This window comes from Streptomyces sp. NPDC079141, from assembly GCF_040686775.1.
Classification (GTDB): domain Bacteria; phylum Actinomycetota; class Actinomycetes; order Streptomycetales; family Streptomycetaceae; genus Streptomyces.
Window position 1 is genome coordinate 278713 of record NZ_JBFBLP010000008.1, and the last position, 18598, is coordinate 297310.

Here is an 18598-nt window from a genome sequence, read left to right on the forward strand (position 1 = left end):
GAAATGGGAATCCGCAAGTACAAGCCGACTACGCCGGGCCGTCGTGGCTCCAGCGTTGCCGACTTCGTCGAGGTCACGCGGTCCACGCCGGAGAAGTCGCTGGTCCGCCCCCTGCACAGCAAGGGCGGCCGTAACAACGCCGGTCGTGTGACCGTTCGCCACCAGGGTGGCGGACACAAGCGCGCCTACCGAGTGATCGACTTCCGTCGTCACGACAAGGACGGCGTGCCGGCGAAGGTCGCGCACATCGAGTACGACCCCAACCGCACCGCGCGCATCGCGCTGCTGCACTACGCCGACGGCGAGAAGCGCTACATCCTCGCCCCGCGCAACCTGCAGCAGGGTGACCGCGTCGAGAACGGTCCCGGGGCCGACATCAAGCCGGGCAACAACCTGGCGCTCCGCAACATCCCGGTCGGTACCACGATCCACGCGATCGAGCTCCGTCCCGGTGGCGGCGCCAAGTTCGCCCGCTCCGCCGGTGCCTCCGTGCAGCTGCTCGCGAAGGAGGGCCAGATGGCTCACCTCCGCATGCCTTCCGGTGAGATCCGCCTGGTCGACGTGCGCTGCCGCGCCACCGTCGGCGAGGTCGGCAACGCCGAGCAGAGCAACATCAACTGGGGTAAGGCCGGCCGCAAGCGCTGGCTGGGCGTCCGCCCGACCGTTCGCGGTGTGGCGATGAACCCGGTTGACCACCCGCACGGTGGTGGTGAGGGCAAGACCTCCGGTGGTCGCCACCCGGTCTCCCCGTGGGGTCAGAAGGAGGGTCGTACTCGTTCGCCGAAGAAGGCTTCGAACAAGTACATCGTCCGCCGCCGCAAGACGAACAAGAAGCGCTAGGAGCGGGTTTAGATGCCGCGCAGTCTCAAGAAGGGGCCCTTCGTCGACGACCACCTGATCAAGAAGGTGGACGCCCAGAACGAAGCCGGCACCAAGAACGTCATCAAGACCTGGTCCCGTCGCTCCATGATCGTGCCGGCCATGCTCGGCCACACGCTCGCGGTGCACAACGGCAAGACCCACATCCCGGTGTTCGTCACCGAGTCGATGGTCGGCCACAAGCTCGGCGAGTTCTCGCCGACGCGCACCTTCCGGGGTCACGTCAAGGACGACCGGAAGTCGAAGCGCCGCTAGTAGCGGATCGCATTCAGACACGTAAGTAACTGAGAGGGACAACCATGGAAGCCAGGGCCCAGGCGCGGTACATCCGCGTTACGCCCATGAAGGCCCGCCGCGTGGTGGACCTGATCCGTGGCATGGATGCCACGGAGGCTCAGGCTGTTCTGCGATTCGCTCCGCAGGCAGCCTCCGTGCCGGTCGGCAAGGTGCTCGACAGCGCCATTGCCAACGCCGCGCACAACTACGACCACACCGACGCCGACAGCCTCTTCATCTCCGAGGCGTACGTCGACGAGGGCCCGACCCTGAAGCGGTTCCGTCCGCGCGCCCAGGGCCGTGCCTACCGGATCCGCAAGCGGACCAGCCACATCACCGTGGTCGTCAGCAGCAAGGAAGGAACCCGGTAATGGGCCAGAAGGTAAACCCGCACGGGTTCCGGCTCGGTGTCACGACCGACTTCAAGTCGCGTTGGTACGCCGACAAGCTGTACAAGGACTACGTCAAGGAAGACGTCGCCATCCGTCGGATGATGACGTCCGGCATGGAGCGCGCCGGCATCTCGAAGGTTGAGATCGAGCGCACCCGTGACCGTGTCCGCGTGGACATCCACACCGCGCGTCCGGGCATCGTCATCGGCCGCCGTGGCGCCGAGGCCGACCGCATCCGCGGCGACCTCGAAAAGCTCACGGGCAAGCAGGTCCAGCTGAACATTCTTGAGGTCAAGAACCCCGAGACGGACGCTCAGCTGGTTGCTCAGGCCGTTGCCGAGCAGCTCTCCTCCCGCGTCTCCTTCCGTCGCGCCATGCGTAAGAGCATGCAGTCGGCGATGAAGGCGGGCGCCAAGGGCATCAAGATCCAGTGCGGCGGCCGCCTCGGTGGCGCCGAGATGTCCCGCTCGGAGTTCTACCGCGAGGGCCGTGTGCCCCTGCACACGCTCCGCGCGAACGTGGACTACGGCTTCTTCGAGGCCAAGACGACCTTCGGCCGTATCGGTGTGAAGGTCTGGATCTACAAGGGCGACGTCAAGAACATCGCCGAGGTCCGCGCCGAGAACGCTGCGGCCCGTGCGGGTAACCGCCCGGCCCGTGGCGGTGCCGACCGCCCGGCCCGTGGTGGCCGCGGTGGCGAGCGGCGCGGTCGTAAGCCGCAGCAGGCTGCCGGCGCCGAGGCCCCCAAGGCCGAGGCTCCCGCCGCCGCTCCGGCTGAGAGCACCGGAACGGAGGCCTGACCGTCATGCTGATCCCCCGTAGGGTCAAGCACCGCAAGCAGCACCACCCGAAGCGCCGTGGTCAGGCCAAGGGCGGTACGACGGTCGCGTTCGGCGAGTACGGCATTCAGGCCCTCACGCCGGCGTACGTGACCAACCGCCAGATCGAGGCGGCCCGTATCGCGATGACCCGCCACATCAAGCGTGGCGGCAAGGTCTGGATCAACATCTACCCGGACCGCCCGCTCACGAAGAAGCCTGCCGAGACCCGCATGGGTTCCGGTAAGGGTTCTCCCGAGTGGTGGATCGCGAACGTGCACCCGGGCCGGGTCATGTTCGAGCTGTCCTACCCCAACGAGAAGATCGCCCGTGAGGCCCTGACTCGCGCCGCCCACAAGCTGCCGATGAAGTGCCGGATCGTCAAGCGCGAGGCAGGTGAAGCGTGATGTCGGCCGGTACCAAGGCGTCCGAGCTGCGCGAGCTGGGCAACGAGGAGCTTCTGGCGAAGCTCCGCGAGGCCAAGGAAGAGCTGTTCAACCTCCGCTTCCAGGCGGCGACGGGACAGCTTGAGAACCATGGCCGTCTGAAGGCGGTCCGCAAGGACATCGCGCGGATCTACACCCTGATGCGCGAGCGTGAGCTGGGCATCGAAACGGTGGAGAACGCCTGATGAGCGAGAAGAACGTGACTGAGAACGCAGAGGCCCGCGGCTTCCGCAAGACCCGTGAGGGTCTCGTCGTCAGCGACAAGATGGACAAGACCGTCGTCGTCGCTGTCGAGGACCGCGTCAAGCACGCGCTGTACGGCAAGGTCATCCGCCGTACGAACAAGCTCAAGGCGCACGACGAGCAGAACGCTGCGGGTGTCGGCGACCGCGTCCTCCTCATGGAGACCCGGCCGCTGTCCGCGACGAAGCGCTGGCGCGTCGTCGAGATCCTCGAAAAGGCCAAGTAATTTCCTGCGGGGCACCCCCCGCAGGTCAGTTCCGCCAGGCTCCGGGAGCCGCTCGCTGAGCGGCTCCCGGGGAACCGGCAGACAAACAGGAGATAGACGTGATCCAGCAGGAGTCGCGACTGCGCGTCGCCGACAACACTGGTGCGAAGGAAATCCTTTGCATCCGTGTGCTCGGTGGCTCCGGTCGCCGCTACGCGGGCATCGGTGACGTCATCGTCGCCACCGTCAAGGACGCGATCCCCGGTGGCAACGTGAAGAAGGGTGACGTCGTCAAGGCGGTCATCGTTCGCACCGTCAAGGAGCGCCGCCGTCCGGACGGCTCGTACATCCGCTTCGACGAGAACGCCGCCGTCATTCTGAAGAACGACGGCGACCCTCGCGGCACCCGTATCTTCGGCCCGGTCGGCCGTGAGCTGCGCGAGAAGAAGTTCATGAAGATCATCTCGCTCGCGCCGGAGGTGCTGTAAGCATGAAGATCAAGAAGGGCGACCTGGTCCAGGTCATCACCGGTAAGGACAAGGGCAAGCAGGGCAAGGTCATCGCGGCCTTCCCCCGCGAGGACCGTGTCCTGGTCGAGGGTGTCAACCGGGTCAAGAAGCACACCAAGGCCGGCCCGACCGCTCGCGGTTCCCAGGCCGGCGGCATCGTCACGACCGAGGCCCCGATCCACGTCTCCAACGTCCAGCTGGTCGTGGAGAAGGACGGCAACAAGGTCGTCACGCGTGTCGGTTACCGCTTCGACGACGAGGGCAACAAGATCCGCGTTGCCAAGCGGACGGGTGAGGACATCTGATGGCTACCACCACCACTCCGCGTCTCAAGACGAAGTACCGCGAGGAGATCGCGGGCAAGCTGCGTGAAGAGTTCAAGTACGAGAACGTCATGCAGGTTCCCGGCCTCGTGAAGATCGTGGTCAACATGGGTGTGGGCGACGCCGCCCGCGACTCCAAGCTGATCGAGGGCGCCATTCGCGACCTCACCACGATCACCGGTCAGAAGCCGGCCGTCACCAAGGCCCGCAAGTCCATCGCGCAGTTCAAGCTGCGTGAGGGTCAGCCGATCGGTGCCCACGTCACGCTCCGTGGCGACCGCATGTGGGAGTTCCTGGACCGCACCCTGTCGCTCGCGCTGCCGCGCATCCGCGACTTCCGTGGCCTGTCCCCCAAGCAGTTCGACGGCCGTGGCAACTACACCTTCGGTCTCACGGAGCAGGTCATGTTCCACGAGATCGACCAGGACAAGATCGACCGTACCCGGGGTATGGACATCACCGTGGTCACCACGGCGACCAACGACGCTGAGGGCCGCGCGCTCCTTCGTCACCTCGGCTTCCCGTTCAAGGAGGCGTGAGCGAGATGGCGAAGAAGGCTCTGATTGCCAAGGCTGCTCGCAAGCCCAAGTTCGGTGTGCGTGGCTACACGCGCTGCCAGCGCTGCGGCCGTCCGCACTCCGTGTACCGCAAGTTCGGCCTGTGCCGCGTGTGCCTTCGTGAGATGGCTCACCGTGGCGAGCTGCCGGGCGTGACCAAGAGCTCCTGGTAATCCCCGCTTTTTAGGGATTCCGGAGTCTCTCGGTAAGCAATGGGCGTGTCAGGCGCCCTCCCCTTCATGGCTTAGGCTTGGAGGGTTGGGCGCCTGACGGTCGCCCGTACGACTTACTACGCCGTAGGTCCACCGCGCCGCACCCGTCCCGTCTCGGATCGGGGAGAGGGATGGCGCACCAGGAAACCCCGGCGAGAGAGGCCGAAGGCCAATTCATGACCATGACTGATCCGATCGCAGACATGCTTACGCGTCTGCGGAACGCGAACTCGGCGTACCACGACACCGTGGCGATGCCGCACTCGAAGATCAAGTCTCACATCGCGGAGATCCTCCAGCAGGAGGGCTTCATCACGGGCTGGAAGGTCGAGGACGCCGAGGTCGGCAAGAACCTCGTCCTGGAGCTGAAGTTCGGCCCCAACCGTGAGCGCTCCATCGCGGGCATCAAGCGGATCTCCAAGCCCGGTCTCCGGGTTTACGCGAAGTCCACCAACCTGCCCAAGGTCCTCGGTGGCCTCGGCGTGGCGATCATCTCCACGTCGCACGGTCTTCTGACCGACAAGCAGGCCGGCAAGAAGGGCGTGGGTGGGGAAGTCCTCGCCTACGTCTGGTAGCGGAAGGGAACGGAGGAAACAGCTATGTCGCGTATTGGCAAGCTCCCCATCACGGTTCCCGCCGGCGTGGACGTCACCATCGACGGCCGCACGGTTTCGGTCAAGGGCCCCAAGGGCTCGCTGACCCACACCGTCGCCTCGCCGATCGACATCGCCAAGGGTGAGGACGGCGTCCTGAACGTCACCCGCCCCAACGACGAGCGTCAGAACAAGGCCCTGCACGGCCTGTCCCGCACGCTGGTGGCGAACATGATCACCGGCGTGACCCAGGGTTACGTGAAGAAGCTCGAAATCAGCGGTGTCGGTTACCGAGTGACCGCCAAGGGTTCGAACCTTGAGTTCGCACTCGGCTACAGCCACCCGATCACGGTCGAGGCCCCCGAGGGCATCACCTTCAAGGTGGAGTCCCCGACCCGCTTCCAGGTCGAGGGCATCGACAAGCAGAAGGTCGGCGAGGTTGCGGCCAACATCCGCAAGCTGCGCAAGCCCGACCCGTACAAGGCCAAGGGCGTCAAGTACGAGGGCGAAGTCATCCGCCGCAAGGTCGGAAAGGCGGGTAAGTAAGCCATGGCATACGGACAGAAGATCCTGAAGGGCGACGCCTACAAGCGCGCCGCGATCAAGCGCCGTCACATCCGGATCCGCAAGCGGATCTCCGGTACGGCGGAGCGTCCCCGTCTGGTCGTTACCCGCTCGAACCGCCACATCGTGGCCCAGGTGATCGACGACATCCAGGGTCACACCCTGGCGTCGGCGTCCACCCTGGACACGTCGGTCCGCGGTGGCGAGGGCGACAAGTCCGCGCAGGCCAAGCAGGTCGGCGCCCTGGTCGCCGAGCGTGCCAAGGCCGCCGGTGTCGAGGCTGTCGTATTCGACCGTGGTGGCAACCAGTACGCCGGGCGCATCGCCGCCCTGGCGGACGCCGCCCGCGAAGCCGGCTTGAAGTTCTGAGCCGTTCGTAGCTAGCGGAAAAAGAGAGAGGTAATTCCAATGGCTGGACCCCAGCGCCGCGGTGGCGGTGCCGGTGGCGGCGAGCGGCGGGACCGGAAGGGCCGTGACGGCGGCGCAGCTGCCGCCGAGAAGACCGCTTACGTTGAGCGCGTTGTCGCGATCAACCGTGTCGCCAAGGTTGTGAAGGGTGGTCGTCGCTTCAGCTTCACCGCGCTGGTCGTGGTGGGCGACGGTGACGGCACCGTGGGTGTCGGTTACGGCAAGGCCAAGGAGGTGCCGGCCGCCATCGCCAAGGGCGTTGAGGAGGCCAAGAAGCACTTCTTCAAGGTCCCCCGTATCCAGGGCACCATCCCGCACCCGATCCAGGGTGAGAAGGCTGCCGGCGTCGTGCTGCTCAAGCCCGCGTCCCCGGGTACCGGTGTTATCGCCGGTGGTCCGGTGCGTGCCGTGCTTGAGTGCGCCGGTATCCACGACGTGCTGTCGAAGTCGCTCGGCTCCGACAACGCGATCAACATCGTGCACGCCACCGTGGAGGCCCTGAAGGGTCTGCAGCGTCCCGAGGAGATCGCGGCCCGCCGTGGTCTGCCGCTTGAGGACGTCGCTCCCGCGGCCCTGCTGCGTGCGCGTGCCGGGGCGGGTGCGTAATCATGGCGCAGCTCAAGATCACGCAGGTCAAGTCCTACATCGGCAGCAAGCAGAACCACCGTGACACCCTGCGTTCCCTTGGTCTCAAGGGCATCAACACGCAGGTCGTCAAGGAGGACCGCCCCGAGTTCCGCGGCATGGTGCACACCGTCCGCCACCTCGTGACGGTCGAGGAGGTCGACTGATCATGGCGGAGCAGAACCCGCTCAAGATCCACAACCTCCGTCCCGCCCCCGGCGCCAAGACCGCCAAGACCCGTGTCGGTCGTGGTGAGGCGTCGAAGGGTAAGACGGCCGGTCGTGGTACCAAGGGTACGAAGGCTCGTTACCAGGTTCCGGAGCGCTTCGAGGGTGGCCAGATGCCCCTCCACATGCGCCTTCCGAAGCTGAAGGGCTTCAAGAACCCGTTCAAGACCGAGTACCAGGTCGTGAACCTCGACAAGCTGGCCGCGCTCTACCCCGAGGGTGGCGAGGTCACCGTCGAGGGTCTGGTGGCCAAGGGTGCCGTTCGCAAGAACAGCCTCGTCAAGGTCCTCGGCCAGGGCGAGATCTCCGTGGCGCTGCAGGTGACGGTCGACGCCGTCTCCGGCTCCGCCAAGGAGAAGATCACCGCCGCCGGCGGTACCGTCACCGAGCTCGTCTGAACACATCAGGCGTCTCGATGACTTGAGCGATCCCGACCGGGGATACCCCACAAATGGGGTATCCCCGGTTGGTCGTTCCAAGGGTGGCAGTCTCGCGGGTAAGGTGGCCTGCACTGCCAACTTTTACTGAGTGCCTCACATGCGGCACTCTGAGCGGCAGTTGGCCGTTACCTAATCGTCGAACCTCAAGACCGTCACCCTTGACGCAGTAGCGCGGGGGTCGCAGGAGGCACCGTGCTCACCGCGTTCGCCCGGGCGTTCAAGACGCCCGACCTGCGCAAGAAGCTGCTCTTCACGCTCGGCATCATCGTGATCTACCGGGTGGGTACCCACATCCCGATCCCCGGCGTCGACTACACGTCCGTCCAGCAGTGCGTGGACGAGGCGTCCGCGAACCAGGGCCCCCTCGGTTTGATCAACATGTTCAGCGGTGGGGCACTGCTGCAGATCACGGTCTTCGCGCTGGGCATCATGCCGTACATCACGGCGAGCATCATCCTTCAGCTGCTGACCGTGGTGATCCCGCGTCTGGAGGCCCTCAAGAAGGAGGGCTCGGCCGGTACGGCGAAGATCACGCAGTACACCCGTTATCTGACGGTGGCGCTCGCCATCCTGCAGGGCACCGGCCTCGTCGCCACCGCCCGCAGCGGCGCTCTCTTCTCCGGCTGCACGGTCGCCGGCCAGATCGTCCCGGACCGTTCGATCTTCGTGACCGTCACCATGGTCATCACCATGACCGCCGGTACGGCCATGGTCATGTGGCTCGGTGAGCTGATCACCGACCGCGGCATCGGCAACGGCATGTCGATCCTGATGTTCATCTCGATCGCCGCCACCTTCCCGTCCGCGCTGTGGGCCATCAAGACGGAGGGCACGCTGGCCGACGGCTGGATCGAGTTCGGCACCGTCATGCTCGTCGGGTTCGTCATGGTCGGCCTGGTGGTCTTCGTCGAGCAGGCCCAGCGCCGCATCCCGGTTCAGTACGCGAAGCGCATGATCGGCCGCCGTTCCTACGGCGGTACATCCACGTACATCCCGCTGAAGGTGAACCAGGCAGGTGTGATTCCTGTCATCTTCGCGTCGTCGCTGCTCTACATCCCGGCTCTGATCGCGCAGTTCTCAAGCGGTACTTCGAGCTGGAAAACCTGGATCGAAGCGAATCTCGTCACAGGTGACCACCCGATTTACATCACTGTGTACTTCTTGCTCATCGTGTTCTTCGCGTTCTTCTACGTGGCGATCTCCTTCAACCCCGAGGAAGTCGCCGACAACATGAAGAAGTATGGTGGCTTCATCCCGGGCATCCGGGCTGGCCGACCGACCGCTGAGTACCTGAGCTACGTGCTCAATCGGATCACCTGGCCGGGTTCGCTGTATCTGGGTCTGATCGCTCTCGTCCCGACGATTGCGTTGGCCGGTTTCGGCGCCAACCAGAACTTCCCGTTCGGTGGCACCAGCATCCTCATCATCGTGGGTGTGGGTCTTGAGACCGTGAAGCAGATCGAGAGTCAGCTCCAGCAGCGCAATTACGAAGGGTTCCTCCGCTGATGCGAATCGTCCTCGTCGGGCCGCCGGGCGCCGGTAAGGGAACGCAAGCCACGCGCCTTGCCGAGAAGCTGAACATCCCGCACATCTCCACGGGCGACCTGTTCCGCGCCAACATCAGCCAGCAGACGGACCTCGGCAAGCTCGCGAAGTCCTACATGGACGCCGGCAACCTCGTTCCCGACGAGGTCACCATCGCGATGGCCAAGGACCGCATGCAGCAGCCCGACGCCGAGGGCGGCTTCCTGCTGGACGGCTTCCCGCGCAATGTCTCCCAGGCGGAGGCGCTGGACGAGCTGCTCACGACCGAGTCCATGAAGCTGGACGCGGTGCTGGACCTGGAGGCCCCCGAGGAGGAGGTCGTGAAGCGGATCGCCGGTCGGCGCATCTGCCGTAACGACTCCGCGCACGTCTTCCACGTGACGTACAAGAAGCCGGCGCAGGACGGCGTGTGCGACGTGTGCGGCGGCGAGCTGTACCAGCGCGACGACGACTCCGAGGAGACCGTCCGCACGCGGCTGGAGGTCTACCACACGCAGACCGAGCCGATCATCGACTACTACAAGACGCAGGGTCTGGTCGTCACGATCGAGGCCATGGGTCCGGTGGACGAGATCACGGGCCGGGCGCTTGCCGCGCTGAAGCGCGAGGGCGCCGAGAAGTAGTTCTTCGTACGCTGCCGTAGCCGCGGTTCCTTCTGGGGGCCGCGGCTGCTGCGTGGGTGGGCGCAGGTAGGCCTGGATGCGACGCGCGCCCCCGGGTACGCCCGTATGGTTGATGCAGTCCCCTTCGCCGGTCCAAGAAAGGCCCTCGCCCCCATGGTGCAGATCAAGAACCCCGAGCAGATCGCCAAGATGCGCGAGGCGGGGCTGGTCGTTGCCGCCATTCATGCGGCCACGCGCGAGGCGGCGGTTCCGGGGTCGACCACCAAGGACCTGGACGAGGTCGCGCGGAAGGTGATCGCGGAGCACGGGGCGAAGTCGAACTTCCTCGGGTACGGCGGGTTCCCGGCGACGATCTGCACCTCCGTGAACGAGGTCGTCGTCCACGGCATCCCCTCCGACGAGGTCGTCCTGAAGGACGGCGACATCATCTCCATCGACGCCGGCGCCATCGTCGACGGCTGGCACGGCGACGCCGCCTACACGGCCTTCGTGGGTTCCGGTCACGCTCCGGAGCTGGTCGAGCTCTCCCGGGTGACCGAGGAGTCGATGTGGGCCGGTATCGCGGCCATGAAGCTGGGCAACCGGCTCGTCGACATCTCCCGCGCCATCGAGACGTACATCCGCCGCCAGCCCAAGGTCGGCGGCGGCCGGTACGGGATCATCGAGGACTACGGCGGCCACGGCATCGGCACCGAGATGCACATGGACCCGCACCTGCTGAACTACGTCGAGCGCCGCCGCGGCAAGGGCCCCAAGCTGGTCCCCGGCTTCTGCCTCGCCATCGAGCCGATGGTCTCCCTCGGCACCCCGAAGACCGAGGTCCTGGCGGACGACTGGACGGTCATCACGACCGACGGCACCTGGTCCTCCCACTGGGAGCACTCCATCGCCCTGACGGAACAGGGGCCGCTGGTGCTGACCGCTCCTGACGGGGGTCGGGCGAAGCTCGCGGAGTACGGTGTGACCGCGGCACCGGATCCGCTCGCCTGACGGCGCCGGGCCGTGACCGCCGGTCGGAGGCCGGCGCAGCCGCTCGAAGCCAGGGAGGCGCCCCGGCGCCGAGCGCCCGCGAGGGCGGCGCCGGGAATGGGTCGGCTCCTGACGGGGGTCGGGCCAAGCTCGCGGAGTACGGCGTTACGGCCGCTCCGGACCCGCTGGCTTAATGATCTCGGGCGTGGGGCAGACTTCCTCGATTCGTCTTTCCGGGTGCGCTGACGTAGACTGACTCGTCGGCTCTTGTGTACCCGCATGTCTGCATGCGCTCACACTGAGTCGATCAAGGTAGTCGATTCGAAGGGCGAAGCGTGGCCAAGAAGCAAGGTGCCATCGAGATCGAGGGCACTGTCGTCGAGTCTCTGCCGAACGCCATGTTCAAGGTCGAGCTCCAGAACGGCCACCAGGTCCTGGCACACATCAGCGGCAAGATGCGTATGCACTACATCCGCATCCTCCCTGACGACCGGGTCGTGGTGGAGCTGTCTCCGTACGACCTGACGCGTGGCCGGATCGTCTACCGGTACAAGTAGATCTTGCCCGCGCCCCGGGACCTCCCGTGGCGATGGCACTGACCCGGAGAACCTCACCCAATGAAGGTCAAGCCGAGCGTCAAGAAGATCTGCGACAAGTGCAGGGTGATCCGCCGTCACGGCCGGGTCATGGTCATCTGCGAGAACCCGCGCCACAAGCAGCGCCAGGGCTGATCGCAGGCCAATTCCCTCTGCATCGATATCGCAGAGATTCGCGCGACGCGAGCTGAATATGTTCATACGCAGAGCCCAGGCGAGAGATCGTCTGACACCCCCGGCTCGGAGGCCGGGGACCCAGGTCGTACCTAATCTTTGGCTGCATCTCTTGAACAGCGTGAAGAGGCCGGCGGCTGGGAGTCGGTTCTGCGGAAGACCTCCGAAGATCACCAGGAGCCATTGAATGGCACGCGTTTCCGGTGTTGACATCCCGCGCGAAAAGCGTGTGGAGGTCGCCCTCACCTACGTGTTCGGCATCGGCCGGACCCTCTCCCAGGAGACGCTGGCTGCGACCGGCGTCGACCCCAACACCCGCGTTCGCGACCTCTCCGAGGAGCAGCTCGTCGCGATCCGCGAGTACGTGGACGCCAACATCAAGACCGAGGGTGACCTCCGTCGCGAGATCCAGGCCGACATCCGCCGCAAGGTCGAGATCGGCTGCTACCAGGGTCTCCGTCACCGTCGTGGTCTGCCCGTCCGCGGTCAGCGCACCAGCACGAACGCCCGTACCCGCAAGGGCCCGCGTCGCGCCATCGCCGGCAAGAAGAAGCCGGGCAAGAAGTAGTCCTCAGCGGACAACGCTTCATCAGCGGTCTTCGCTGTAGGACCGACCACCTCCCCGTAGGAGTTTGTAGATGCCCCCCAAGGGTCGTCAGGGCGCTGCCAAGAAGGTGCGCCGCAAGGAAAAGAAGAACGTCGCTCACGGCCACGCGCACATCAAGAGCACGTTCAACAACACGATCGTCTCGATCACGGACCCGTCCGGCAACGTGATCTCCTGGGCCTCCGCCGGCCACGTCGGCTTCAAGGGCTCCCGGAAGTCCACGCCGTTCGCCGCGCAGATGGCCGCCGAGTCGGCTGCCCGCCGCGCCCAGGAGCACGGCATGCGCAAGGTCGACGTGTTCGTGAAGGGCCCGGGTTCCGGTCGCGAGACCGCGATCCGCTCCCTGCAGGCCACGGGTCTTGAGGTCGGCTCCATCCAGGACGTCACCCCGACCCCGCACAACGGCTGCCGTCCGCCGAAGCGTCGTCGCGTCTGACGCGCTTCCGCAAGGCTTTTCGGGCGGTACGGCTCCATAGCGGGGTCGTATCGCCCGTACCCTTGTAGTACCCGCGTCTTTACTGGCGCGGTTCCGTCGGGCGTCAAATAGCGGGCGTCCACGAAAGAAGGATCTGATCCACACATGCTGATCGCTCAGCGTCCCTCGTTGACCGAAGAGGTCGTCGACGAGTTCCGCTCCCGGTTCGTGATCGAGCCGCTGGAGCCGGGCTTCGGTTACACCCTCGGCAACTCCCTCCGCCGTACCCTCCTTTCCTCGATCCCGGGTGCCGCTGTCACCTCGATCCGGATCGACGGCGTGCTGCACGAGTTCACCACCGTGCCGGGCGTCAAGGAGGACGTCACCGACCTGATCCTCAACATCAAGCAGCTGGTCGTCTCCTCGGAGCACGACGAGCCGGTCGTGATGTACCTGCGCAAGCAGGGCCCGGGTCTGGTCACCGCCGCCGACATCGCGCCCCCGGCCGGTGTCGAGGTGCACAACCCCGACCTCGTCCTCGCCACGCTCAACGGCAAGGGCAAGCTGGAGATGGAGCTCACGGTCGAGCGTGGCCGTGGTTACGTCTCCGCCGTGCAGAACAAGCAGGTGGGCCAGGAGATCGGTCGTATCCCGGTCGACTCCATCTACTCGCCGGTTCTGAAGGTCACGTACAAGGTCGAGGCCACGCGTGTCGAGCAGCGCACCGACTTCGACAAGCTGATCGTCGACGTCGAGACCAAGCAGGCGATGCGTCCGCGTGACGCCATGGCCTCCGCCGGTAAGACGCTGGTCGAGCTGTTCGGTCTCGCCCGCGAGCTGAACATCGACGCCGAGGGCATCGACATGGGGCCGTCCCCGACGGACGCCGCCCTGGCCGCCGATCTGGCGCTGCCGATCGAGGAGCTGGAGCTCACCGTTCGGTCGTACAACTGCCTCAAGCGTGAGGGCATCCACTCCGTGGGTGAGCTCGTCGCTCGCTCCGAGGCCGACCTCCTCGACATCCGCAACTTCGGTGCGAAGTCGATCGACGAGGTCAAGGCGAAGCTGGCCGGCATGGGCCTGGCCCTCAAGGACAGCCCGCCCGGATTCGACCCGACCGCCGCCGCCGACGCCTTCGGCGCCGACGACGACGCGGACGCGGGTTTCGTGGAGACCGAGCAGTACTGATCAGTACTTGATCGGTCGTTGCCGGTGAGCATCCGCTCATCGGGTTCCTGACCCCGGTACCTGATACGGCCGGGGCAGACACCTAGGAGAAACACCATGCCGAAGCCCACCAAGGGTGCCCGTCTGGGCGGCAGCGCCGCGCACGAGAAGCTGCTCCTCGCGAACCTCGCGAAGTCGCTGTTCGAGCACGGCCGTATCACCACCACCGAGGCGAAGGCCCGCCGCCTGCGCCCGTACGCCGAGCGTCTGGTCACCAAGGCGAAGAAGGGCGACCTTCACAACCGCCGTCAGGTGCTCCAGGTCATCACGGACAAGAGCGTCGTCCACACGCTCTTCACCGAGATCGGCCCGCGCTACGAGAACCGTCCGGGTGGCTACACCCGTATCACCAAGATCGGTAACCGCCGTGGCGACAACGCGCCCATGGCTGTCATCGAGCTGGTCGAGGCGCTGACGGTTGCGCAGCAGGCCACGGGTGAGGCCGAGGCTGCCACCAAGCGTGCGGTCAAGGAGACCGAGCTGGCCAAGGCCGAGGAGACCAAGGTCGAGGAGACCGAGGTCGCCGAGGCTCCGGCCGAGGAGTCCAAGGACGCCTGAGGCTCGCCTTGCAGTGAACGGGTCCGCCCCTTGGGGGGCGGGCCCGTTCCGCGTTTGTTGAGAGGATCCAGGAGTGAGTGACGAAGTACAGCCCGGGTACGTACGGGTGCGCCTTGACCTGTCCTACGACGGGACCGAGTTCTCCGGGTGGGCCAAGCAGGCCGGGGGACGGCGGACCGTACAGGGGGAGATCGAGGACGCGCTGCGGACCGTCACGCGGTCCGGGGAGACGACGTACGAGCTGACCGTGGCCGGGCGCACGGACGCCGGGGTGCATGCGCGGGGGCAGGTGGCGCATGTGGATCTGCCCGAGGAGCTCTGGGCCGAGCACCAGGAGAAGCTGCTGAAGCGGCTCGCCGGGCGGTTGCCCAGGGATGTGCGGGTGTGGTCCCTCACCGAGGCGCCGGCGGGGTTCAACGCACGGTTCGCGGCGCTGTGGCGGCGCTATGTCTACCGGGTGTGTGATCGGCCCGGGGGAGTGGATCCGCTGCTCCGCAACCATGTGCTGTGGCACGACTGGGAGTTGGATGTCGATGTCATGGACGCCGCCGCCAAGTCCCTGGTCGGGGAGCACGACTTCGCCGCTTACGCGAAGAAGCGTGAGGGGGCGACGACGATCCGCGAGATCTTCGACTTCGGGGTGCGGCGGAGCGAGGGTGGTGTCGTGGAGATCGAGGTCCGCGCCGATGCCTTCTGCCACAACCAAGTGCGGTCCATGGTGGGCGCGTTGCTGTTCGTGGGCGACGGGCACCGTGGGGTGGAGTGGCCGCGGAAGGTGCTCGACGCCCGGGTGCGGGACAGTGCCGTGCATGTGGTGCGGCCGCATGGGCTGACGCTGGAGGAAGTCGCTTATCCGGCGGACGAGTTGCTGGCGGAGCGGCAGCGGCAGGCTCGGCGGAAGCGGGGCTGAGCGGGCTTCGGGGGCCTTCTCCTCCGTACCTGGTGACAGGTACGGAGGAGAAGAGGGCGGCGCTATGCCTTGCTCTTGCCCAGCACCTCTTCGAAGGAGGGCTGGAGATAGGGCGCCAGGGACGTCGAGTAACTGCCGGACATGTGGCTGTAGTCCCAGTAGACGACCTTCCCGCCGATCACGGCGGGGCAGTACCCGTCAGCACAGAACGCGGGGATCGTGTCGACGACCTTGGCCCCGTGCTCCTCGGCCACCTCGCGCTCCATCGTGCGGAACTCCGCACGGTCGATGACCTCCTCGGCCTTCGGGCTGCAGGTCGCGATCTCTTCGGAGCCCTTCGCCAGGCAGTCCGGGATGTTGCGGTTCGGGAACGGCGTGTCCGTCAGATAGACCAGGTCCGCGCCGGTGTCCTTGAGCTTGCCGAAGGTGTCCTGGGCACCTTCGCGGGTGGTGGTGTTCTGGGCGCGGTTGGTGACGACGACGACGTCCGGCTTCAGCTCGGCGATCTGCGCGAGAGCGGTCTTCCGCCAGCTGGTGCACTCGGTGTATTCGCGCCCGAGGTCCTCACGGGTGATCTTGTAGACCTCGGGGCTGCAACCGCTCTTGATCACCGTGATGACCTTGACGTTCAGCTCACGGCCGAGCTCGTTGAAGGCATTGCCCCACTGGAAGGCGTGCGAGTCGCCCAGCAGGACCATGGTCTTGTCGGCTTCCTTGTCGCCGATCACGCATTCGTCCCGCATGACGAAGCTCTTTTCGAGCAGCTGGTCGATACAGCCGAAGTCGCCTCGGTCGTCGGGCGCCTTCAGCAGCGCGGACTCGCTGATCTTGGGGCTGGTCCGCTGGCTGACCGCCTGCTTCACCGACTCGGTGCCCTCGAAGCCGAGGGCGGCGGCGTTGCTTCCCGATGTCGACAGCGGCAGGTTGAGCGGCACCACGTACAGGGCCAGCGCCGTGCAGGCGGCGGCGGAGCTGGTCAGTGCGCCGCCGGTGAAGATGCCGCGCCACGGGCTGAGGGTGAGCTTCACGTTGTCCCGGAAGCGCTTCTCGACCATGTAGTGCATGGCGATGGCGAGGAGGAAGGAGACCACCGCGACCCGCAGCCGGTCCTGGTACGTGAATTCCCGCTCGATGATGCTGGGCCAGAGGATCAGCAGCGGCCAGTGCCAGAGGTACCAGCCGTAGCTGACGTTGCCGACGAAGTTGAAGACGGGGTTGTCGAGGAGCTTCTCCGCGCCGAGGCGGGGAGCGGCACAGCCGCCGGCGATGACCGCGGCCGCGCCCAGCAGGGGGCCGGCCACCGCGTAACCGGGCAGCGGGGTGTGCTCGGTGATGAGCATCGCGGTGACCAGGGTGGTCGCGAGTCCCGCCCAGGTGAGGAAGGTCGCCACCGCGGTGTTCATCCGGGAGAGCAGCGGCGCGTTGAGGGCGAGCAGTACGCCGAACGCGAGCTCCCAGATGCGGGTGTGGGTGCTGAAGTAGGCGAGCGGCTGGTTCGTGGTGGTCGTCGTGTAGCCGATGTAGAACGAGCCGGCAATCACGGCCATCAGGAACAACGCGAGCAGAACGCGGTTGCGGAAGATCTTGCGGCTGATCCAGACCATGACGACCAGCACGATCGGGGCGACGACGTAGAACTGCTCCTCGATGCCCAGGGACCAGAAGTGCTGGTACGGGGACTGGCTGCCGTCGTTGGCGAAGTAGTCGGTGCCGTTCTCGGCGAGGCGCCAGTTGATGATGCTCAGCGAGGCGGCCAGTCCGTCGGACATGTACTCACGGAAGCGGAACGGGCTGACGAAGATCCAGCACAGGCCGGCCGTGGCGATGACGGTGATGGCGGTGCCCGGGGCGAGCCGCCGGAAGCGGCGCGCCCAGAACTTGCTCAGGGACACCTTGCCGGTCTTGTCGATCTCGGCCAGGAGCTGGCTGCCGATGAGGAAGCCACTCAGCACGAAGCTCACGTCCACGCCACCGTGGATGTCGAGAATGCCGCAGTGCATGGCGACCACCATCATGATGGCGACGGCACGCAGGCCCTGAATATCAGGCCGATACTTGCGAAGACGTTCCGTCTTCACGGCCCCTGTGCGATGGCGGGACATGATTCTCCAGTAACTGACTGACCGGTCGGACCGTGTGGCGGGTGGGCGAGGTCAGTGGACCGTCGCGCAGGCGGCAGCCGTACCGCTGACGCGTACTCCTTGGGCGGGGATGCGGATTCCGCACGACAGCCGTAGCTGGGCGGGCAGTTCGTTCTCGGCACCGATGTGCGCGTGGCAGCCGACGACCGTCTCGCGGAGGACGGATCCGCTGCCGATGGTGGAGTCGTGGTCCACCACCGAGTCGTGGATCTGCGCGCCCTCCGCGACCGTGACGCCCGCGCCGACGATGGAGCGGTCGACGATCACGTGCGGGCCGATCACGGCGCGCGGTCCGATCGTCGAGCCGCCCGTGACGCGGGCGGTCGGGTCGATGGTGGCGGTGGGGTCGATCAGGGCCTCGGCCGGTCCAGCCACGAGGGGCGAGGTCGCCCGGCCCGTGACCAGGTCGGCGGAGCCGTGGACGAAGGCCAGCGGGGTGCCGAGGTCACGCCAGTAGTCGCTCGTGGTGTGGCCGAACACTCGGCTGCCCTCGGCGACGAGCTGGGGGAACGTCTCCTGCTCGACGGAGACTTCGCGGTCCGCCGGGATGGCGTCGAGCACCGAGCGGCGGAACACGTAGCAGCCGGCGTTGATCTGGTCGGTGACGCACTCCTCGGCGGTCTTGGGCTTCTCCAGGAAGGAGAGGACGCGACCGGACTCGTCCGTCGGCACGAGACCGAAGGCGCGGGGGTCCGCTACGCGCGTCAGGTGCAGCGTCACGTCCGCGTCCCGCGTCCGGTGCTGCTCCAGTACGTCCCGCAGGTCGAGGCCGGAGAGGATGTCGCCGTTGAGGATGAGGACGGGCGCGTCCGCCGAACCGCCGCGCAGCAGTCGCGCGGCGTTGCGGATCGCCCCGCCCGTGCCGAGCGGCACCTCCTCGACGGCGTAGGAGATCTCCAGGTCCTGGGAGAAGTCCTTGAACTCCTCCTCGAAGAGGCTGGCGAGATACGAGGTGGCGAACACGACGTGCTCGACTCCGGCGTCCATCAGCTTGGCTATCTGGTGCCGGATGAAGGAGGAGCCCGCGACGCCGAGCAGCGGCTTCGGGGTGTGGTTCGTCAGGGGGCGCAGGCGAGTTCCCTTGCCGCCCACCAGGATGATGGCTTCTTGCATGATT

General features: G+C 66.3%; 29 protein-coding genes. 27 read left to right on the forward strand and 2 right to left on the reverse strand.

From position 1 onward, the window contains the following. Positions 1-3: 3 nt before the first annotated feature. The 27 genes from rplB to truA all read left to right on the forward strand — a co-directional run bounded on the left by rplB (position 4) and on the right by truA (position 15340). Positions 4-840, forward strand: a complete 837-nt coding sequence (rplB, locus tag AB0Q90_RS23455) for a 50S ribosomal protein L2 (RefSeq protein WP_059192905.1) — start codon at positions 4-6, stop codon at positions 838-840. A gap of 12 nt (positions 841-852) precedes the next feature. Next, positions 853-1134, forward strand: a complete 282-nt coding sequence (gene rpsS / locus AB0Q90_RS23460) for a 30S ribosomal protein S19 (protein ID WP_003992359.1) — start codon at positions 853-855, stop codon at positions 1132-1134. A 44-nt stretch (positions 1135-1178) separates the two neighbouring features. Next, complete coding sequence (gene rplV / locus AB0Q90_RS23465) at positions 1179-1526, forward strand: 50S ribosomal protein L22 (protein WP_003974262.1); 348 nt, start codon at positions 1179-1181, stop codon at positions 1524-1526. After that, on the forward strand, positions 1526-2347 hold the full coding sequence (gene rpsC, locus AB0Q90_RS23470; RefSeq protein WP_014674374.1) for a 30S ribosomal protein S3: 822 nt from the start codon (positions 1526-1528) through the stop codon (positions 2345-2347). Before rplV ends, rpsC begins: the two co-directional genes overlap by 1 nt. Positions 2348-2352: 5 nt before the next feature. After that, on the forward strand, positions 2353-2772 hold the full coding sequence (gene rplP, locus AB0Q90_RS23475; protein ID WP_004927269.1) for a 50S ribosomal protein L16: 420 nt from the start codon (positions 2353-2355) through the stop codon (positions 2770-2772). Continuing rightward, the gene (rpmC, locus tag AB0Q90_RS23480) at positions 2772-2996 is read left to right on the forward strand and encodes a 50S ribosomal protein L29 (protein ID WP_007494763.1); all 225 of its coding nucleotides are present in this window, start codon (positions 2772-2774) and stop codon (positions 2994-2996) included. Before rplP ends, rpmC begins: the two co-directional genes overlap by 1 nt. Then, positions 2996-3280, forward strand: a complete 285-nt coding sequence (gene rpsQ, locus AB0Q90_RS23485; RefSeq protein ID WP_018543912.1) for a 30S ribosomal protein S17 — start codon at positions 2996-2998, stop codon at positions 3278-3280. Before rpmC ends, rpsQ begins: the two co-directional genes overlap by 1 nt. A gap of 98 nt (positions 3281-3378) precedes the next feature. Next, positions 3379-3747 carry a 50S ribosomal protein L14 gene (gene rplN / locus AB0Q90_RS23490; protein WP_003998823.1) on the forward strand — a complete coding sequence of 123 codons (369 nt, stop codon included), beginning with the start codon at positions 3379-3381 and terminating at the stop codon, positions 3745-3747. A 2-nt stretch (positions 3748-3749) separates the two neighbouring features. Then, a complete protein-coding gene (gene rplX / locus AB0Q90_RS23495; protein ID WP_003992365.1) occupies positions 3750-4073 on the forward strand; it encodes a 50S ribosomal protein L24 in 324 nt (107 codons plus the stop codon). Then, complete coding sequence (rplE, locus tag AB0Q90_RS23500) at positions 4073-4630, forward strand: 50S ribosomal protein L5 (RefSeq protein WP_363159169.1); 558 nt, start codon at positions 4073-4075, stop codon at positions 4628-4630. The genes rplX and rplE overlap by 1 nt, the downstream gene beginning before the upstream one ends. 5 nt (positions 4631-4635) lie before the next feature. Beyond that, entirely contained in the window at positions 4636-4821 is a 186-nt protein-coding gene (locus AB0Q90_RS23505) for a type Z 30S ribosomal protein S14 (RefSeq protein ID WP_003948630.1), read from the forward strand. A 215-nt stretch (positions 4822-5036) separates the two neighbouring features. Continuing rightward, positions 5037-5435: a 30S ribosomal protein S8 gene (gene rpsH, locus AB0Q90_RS23510; protein ID WP_015658459.1), complete on the forward strand. Its 399-nt coding sequence runs from the start codon at positions 5037-5039 to the stop codon at positions 5433-5435. A gap of 24 nt (positions 5436-5459) precedes the next feature. Continuing rightward, complete coding sequence (gene rplF, locus AB0Q90_RS23515) at positions 5460-5999, forward strand: 50S ribosomal protein L6 (protein WP_363159168.1); 540 nt, start codon at positions 5460-5462, stop codon at positions 5997-5999. 3 nt (positions 6000-6002) lie between these two features. Further along, on the forward strand, positions 6003-6386 hold the full coding sequence (gene rplR / locus AB0Q90_RS23520) for a 50S ribosomal protein L18 (protein ID WP_015658457.1): 384 nt from the start codon (positions 6003-6005) through the stop codon (positions 6384-6386). A 39-nt stretch (positions 6387-6425) separates the two neighbouring features. Continuing rightward, entirely contained in the window at positions 6426-7031 is a 606-nt protein-coding gene (gene rpsE / locus AB0Q90_RS23525) for a 30S ribosomal protein S5 (protein WP_009190144.1), read from the forward strand. Positions 7032-7033: 2 nt separating this feature from the next. Beyond that, positions 7034-7216 carry a 50S ribosomal protein L30 gene (gene rpmD / locus AB0Q90_RS23530; RefSeq protein WP_003974250.1) on the forward strand — a complete coding sequence of 61 codons (183 nt, stop codon included), beginning with the start codon at positions 7034-7036 and terminating at the stop codon, positions 7214-7216. 2 nt (positions 7217-7218) lie between these two features. Next, positions 7219-7674: a 50S ribosomal protein L15 gene (rplO, locus tag AB0Q90_RS23535; protein ID WP_014674382.1), complete on the forward strand. Its 456-nt coding sequence runs from the start codon at positions 7219-7221 to the stop codon at positions 7672-7674. Between the two features lie 234 nt (positions 7675-7908). Continuing rightward, a complete protein-coding gene (gene secY / locus AB0Q90_RS23540; protein WP_363159167.1) occupies positions 7909-9222 on the forward strand; it encodes a preprotein translocase subunit SecY in 1314 nt (437 codons plus the stop codon). Continuing rightward, entirely contained in the window at positions 9222-9884 is a 663-nt protein-coding gene (locus AB0Q90_RS23545) for an adenylate kinase (protein ID WP_363159166.1), read from the forward strand. The genes secY and AB0Q90_RS23545 overlap by 1 nt, the downstream gene beginning before the upstream one ends. Before the next feature lie 153 nt (positions 9885-10037). Beyond that, positions 10038-10874, forward strand: a complete 837-nt coding sequence (gene map, locus AB0Q90_RS23550; RefSeq protein WP_363159165.1) for a type I methionyl aminopeptidase — start codon at positions 10038-10040, stop codon at positions 10872-10874. A gap of 314 nt (positions 10875-11188) precedes the next feature. After that, positions 11189-11410 carry a translation initiation factor IF-1 gene (gene infA, locus AB0Q90_RS23555; RefSeq protein ID WP_003948620.1) on the forward strand — a complete coding sequence of 74 codons (222 nt, stop codon included), beginning with the start codon at positions 11189-11191 and terminating at the stop codon, positions 11408-11410. 60 nt (positions 11411-11470) lie between these two features. Continuing rightward, a complete protein-coding gene (rpmJ, locus tag AB0Q90_RS23560; RefSeq protein ID WP_003998809.1) occupies positions 11471-11584 on the forward strand; it encodes a 50S ribosomal protein L36 in 114 nt (37 codons plus the stop codon). 226 nt (positions 11585-11810) lie between these two features. Further along, entirely contained in the window at positions 11811-12191 is a 381-nt protein-coding gene (gene rpsM, locus AB0Q90_RS23565) for a 30S ribosomal protein S13 (protein WP_020132619.1), read from the forward strand. A 70-nt stretch (positions 12192-12261) separates the two neighbouring features. After that, the gene (rpsK, locus tag AB0Q90_RS23570; RefSeq protein ID WP_003956432.1) at positions 12262-12666 is read left to right on the forward strand and encodes a 30S ribosomal protein S11; all 405 of its coding nucleotides are present in this window, start codon (positions 12262-12264) and stop codon (positions 12664-12666) included. 144 nt (positions 12667-12810) lie between these two features. Then, positions 12811-13833 (forward strand): DNA-directed RNA polymerase subunit alpha, encoded by a 1023-nt coding sequence (locus AB0Q90_RS23575; protein WP_003966937.1) that lies wholly within the window; start codon positions 12811-12813, stop codon positions 13831-13833. Positions 13834-13929: 96 nt separating this feature from the next. After that, entirely contained in the window at positions 13930-14430 is a 501-nt protein-coding gene (gene rplQ / locus AB0Q90_RS23580) for a 50S ribosomal protein L17 (protein WP_363159164.1), read from the forward strand. Between the two features lie 73 nt (positions 14431-14503). Beyond that, complete coding sequence (gene truA, locus AB0Q90_RS23585; protein ID WP_363159163.1) at positions 14504-15340, forward strand: tRNA pseudouridine(38-40) synthase TruA; 837 nt, start codon at positions 14504-14506, stop codon at positions 15338-15340. Positions 15341-15402: 62 nt separating this feature from the next. Here truA and AB0Q90_RS23590 read toward each other — a convergent pair whose 3' ends face one another. Next, a complete protein-coding gene (locus AB0Q90_RS23590; protein WP_363159162.1) occupies positions 15403-17355 on the reverse strand; it encodes an acyltransferase family protein in 1953 nt (650 codons plus the stop codon). Positions 17356-17493: 138 nt separating this feature from the next. Next, a complete protein-coding gene (locus tag AB0Q90_RS23595) occupies positions 17494-18594 on the reverse strand; it encodes an NDP-sugar synthase (protein WP_363159161.1) in 1101 nt (366 codons plus the stop codon). Between the last annotated feature and the right edge of the window lie 4 nt (positions 18595-18598).

Coding starts and splice junctions, on each gene's coding strand:
- rpmC (WP_007494763.1), top strand. CDS start 2,772: ATGTCGGCCGGTACCAAGGCGTCCGAGCTGCGCGAGCTGGGCAACGAG.
- rpsH (WP_015658459.1), top strand. CDS start 5,037: ATGACCATGACTGATCCGATCGCAGACATGCTTACGCGTCTGCGGAAC.
- AB0Q90_RS23505 (WP_003948630.1), top strand. CDS start 4,636: ATGGCGAAGAAGGCTCTGATTGCCAAGGCTGCTCGCAAGCCCAAGTTC.
- rpsK (WP_003956432.1), top strand. CDS start 12,262: ATGCCCCCCAAGGGTCGTCAGGGCGCTGCCAAGAAGGTGCGCCGCAAG.
- AB0Q90_RS23590 (WP_363159162.1), bottom strand. CDS start 17,355: ATGATGGTGGTCGCCATGCACTGCGGCATTCTCGACATCCACGGTGGC.
- rpsC (WP_014674374.1), top strand. CDS start 1,526: ATGGGCCAGAAGGTAAACCCGCACGGGTTCCGGCTCGGTGTCACGACC.
- rpsE (WP_009190144.1), top strand. CDS start 6,426: ATGGCTGGACCCCAGCGCCGCGGTGGCGGTGCCGGTGGCGGCGAGCGG.
- rpmJ (WP_003998809.1), top strand. CDS start 11,471: ATGAAGGTCAAGCCGAGCGTCAAGAAGATCTGCGACAAGTGCAGGGTG.
- rpsM (WP_020132619.1), top strand. CDS start 11,811: ATGGCACGCGTTTCCGGTGTTGACATCCCGCGCGAAAAGCGTGTGGAG.
- rplV (WP_003974262.1), top strand. CDS start 1,179: ATGGAAGCCAGGGCCCAGGCGCGGTACATCCGCGTTACGCCCATGAAG.
- AB0Q90_RS23595 (WP_363159161.1), bottom strand. CDS start 18,594: ATGCAAGAAGCCATCATCCTGGTGGGCGGCAAGGGAACTCGCCTGCGC.
- rplX (WP_003992365.1), top strand. CDS start 3,750: ATGAAGATCAAGAAGGGCGACCTGGTCCAGGTCATCACCGGTAAGGAC.
- rplE (WP_363159169.1), top strand. CDS start 4,073: ATGGCTACCACCACCACTCCGCGTCTCAAGACGAAGTACCGCGAGGAG.
- rpmD (WP_003974250.1), top strand. CDS start 7,034: ATGGCGCAGCTCAAGATCACGCAGGTCAAGTCCTACATCGGCAGCAAG.
- rplR (WP_015658457.1), top strand. CDS start 6,003: ATGGCATACGGACAGAAGATCCTGAAGGGCGACGCCTACAAGCGCGCC.
- rplB (WP_059192905.1), top strand. CDS start 4: ATGGGAATCCGCAAGTACAAGCCGACTACGCCGGGCCGTCGTGGCTCC.
- rpsQ (WP_018543912.1), top strand. CDS start 2,996: ATGAGCGAGAAGAACGTGACTGAGAACGCAGAGGCCCGCGGCTTCCGC.
- rpsS (WP_003992359.1), top strand. CDS start 853: ATGCCGCGCAGTCTCAAGAAGGGGCCCTTCGTCGACGACCACCTGATC.
- rplF (WP_363159168.1), top strand. CDS start 5,460: ATGTCGCGTATTGGCAAGCTCCCCATCACGGTTCCCGCCGGCGTGGAC.
- rplP (WP_004927269.1), top strand. CDS start 2,353: ATGCTGATCCCCCGTAGGGTCAAGCACCGCAAGCAGCACCACCCGAAG.
- AB0Q90_RS23545 (WP_363159166.1), top strand. CDS start 9,222: ATGCGAATCGTCCTCGTCGGGCCGCCGGGCGCCGGTAAGGGAACGCAA.
- rplQ (WP_363159164.1), top strand. CDS start 13,930: ATGCCGAAGCCCACCAAGGGTGCCCGTCTGGGCGGCAGCGCCGCGCAC.
- rplO (WP_014674382.1), top strand. CDS start 7,219: ATGGCGGAGCAGAACCCGCTCAAGATCCACAACCTCCGTCCCGCCCCC.
- map (WP_363159165.1), top strand. CDS start 10,038: ATGGTGCAGATCAAGAACCCCGAGCAGATCGCCAAGATGCGCGAGGCG.
- AB0Q90_RS23575 (WP_003966937.1), top strand. CDS start 12,811: ATGCTGATCGCTCAGCGTCCCTCGTTGACCGAAGAGGTCGTCGACGAG.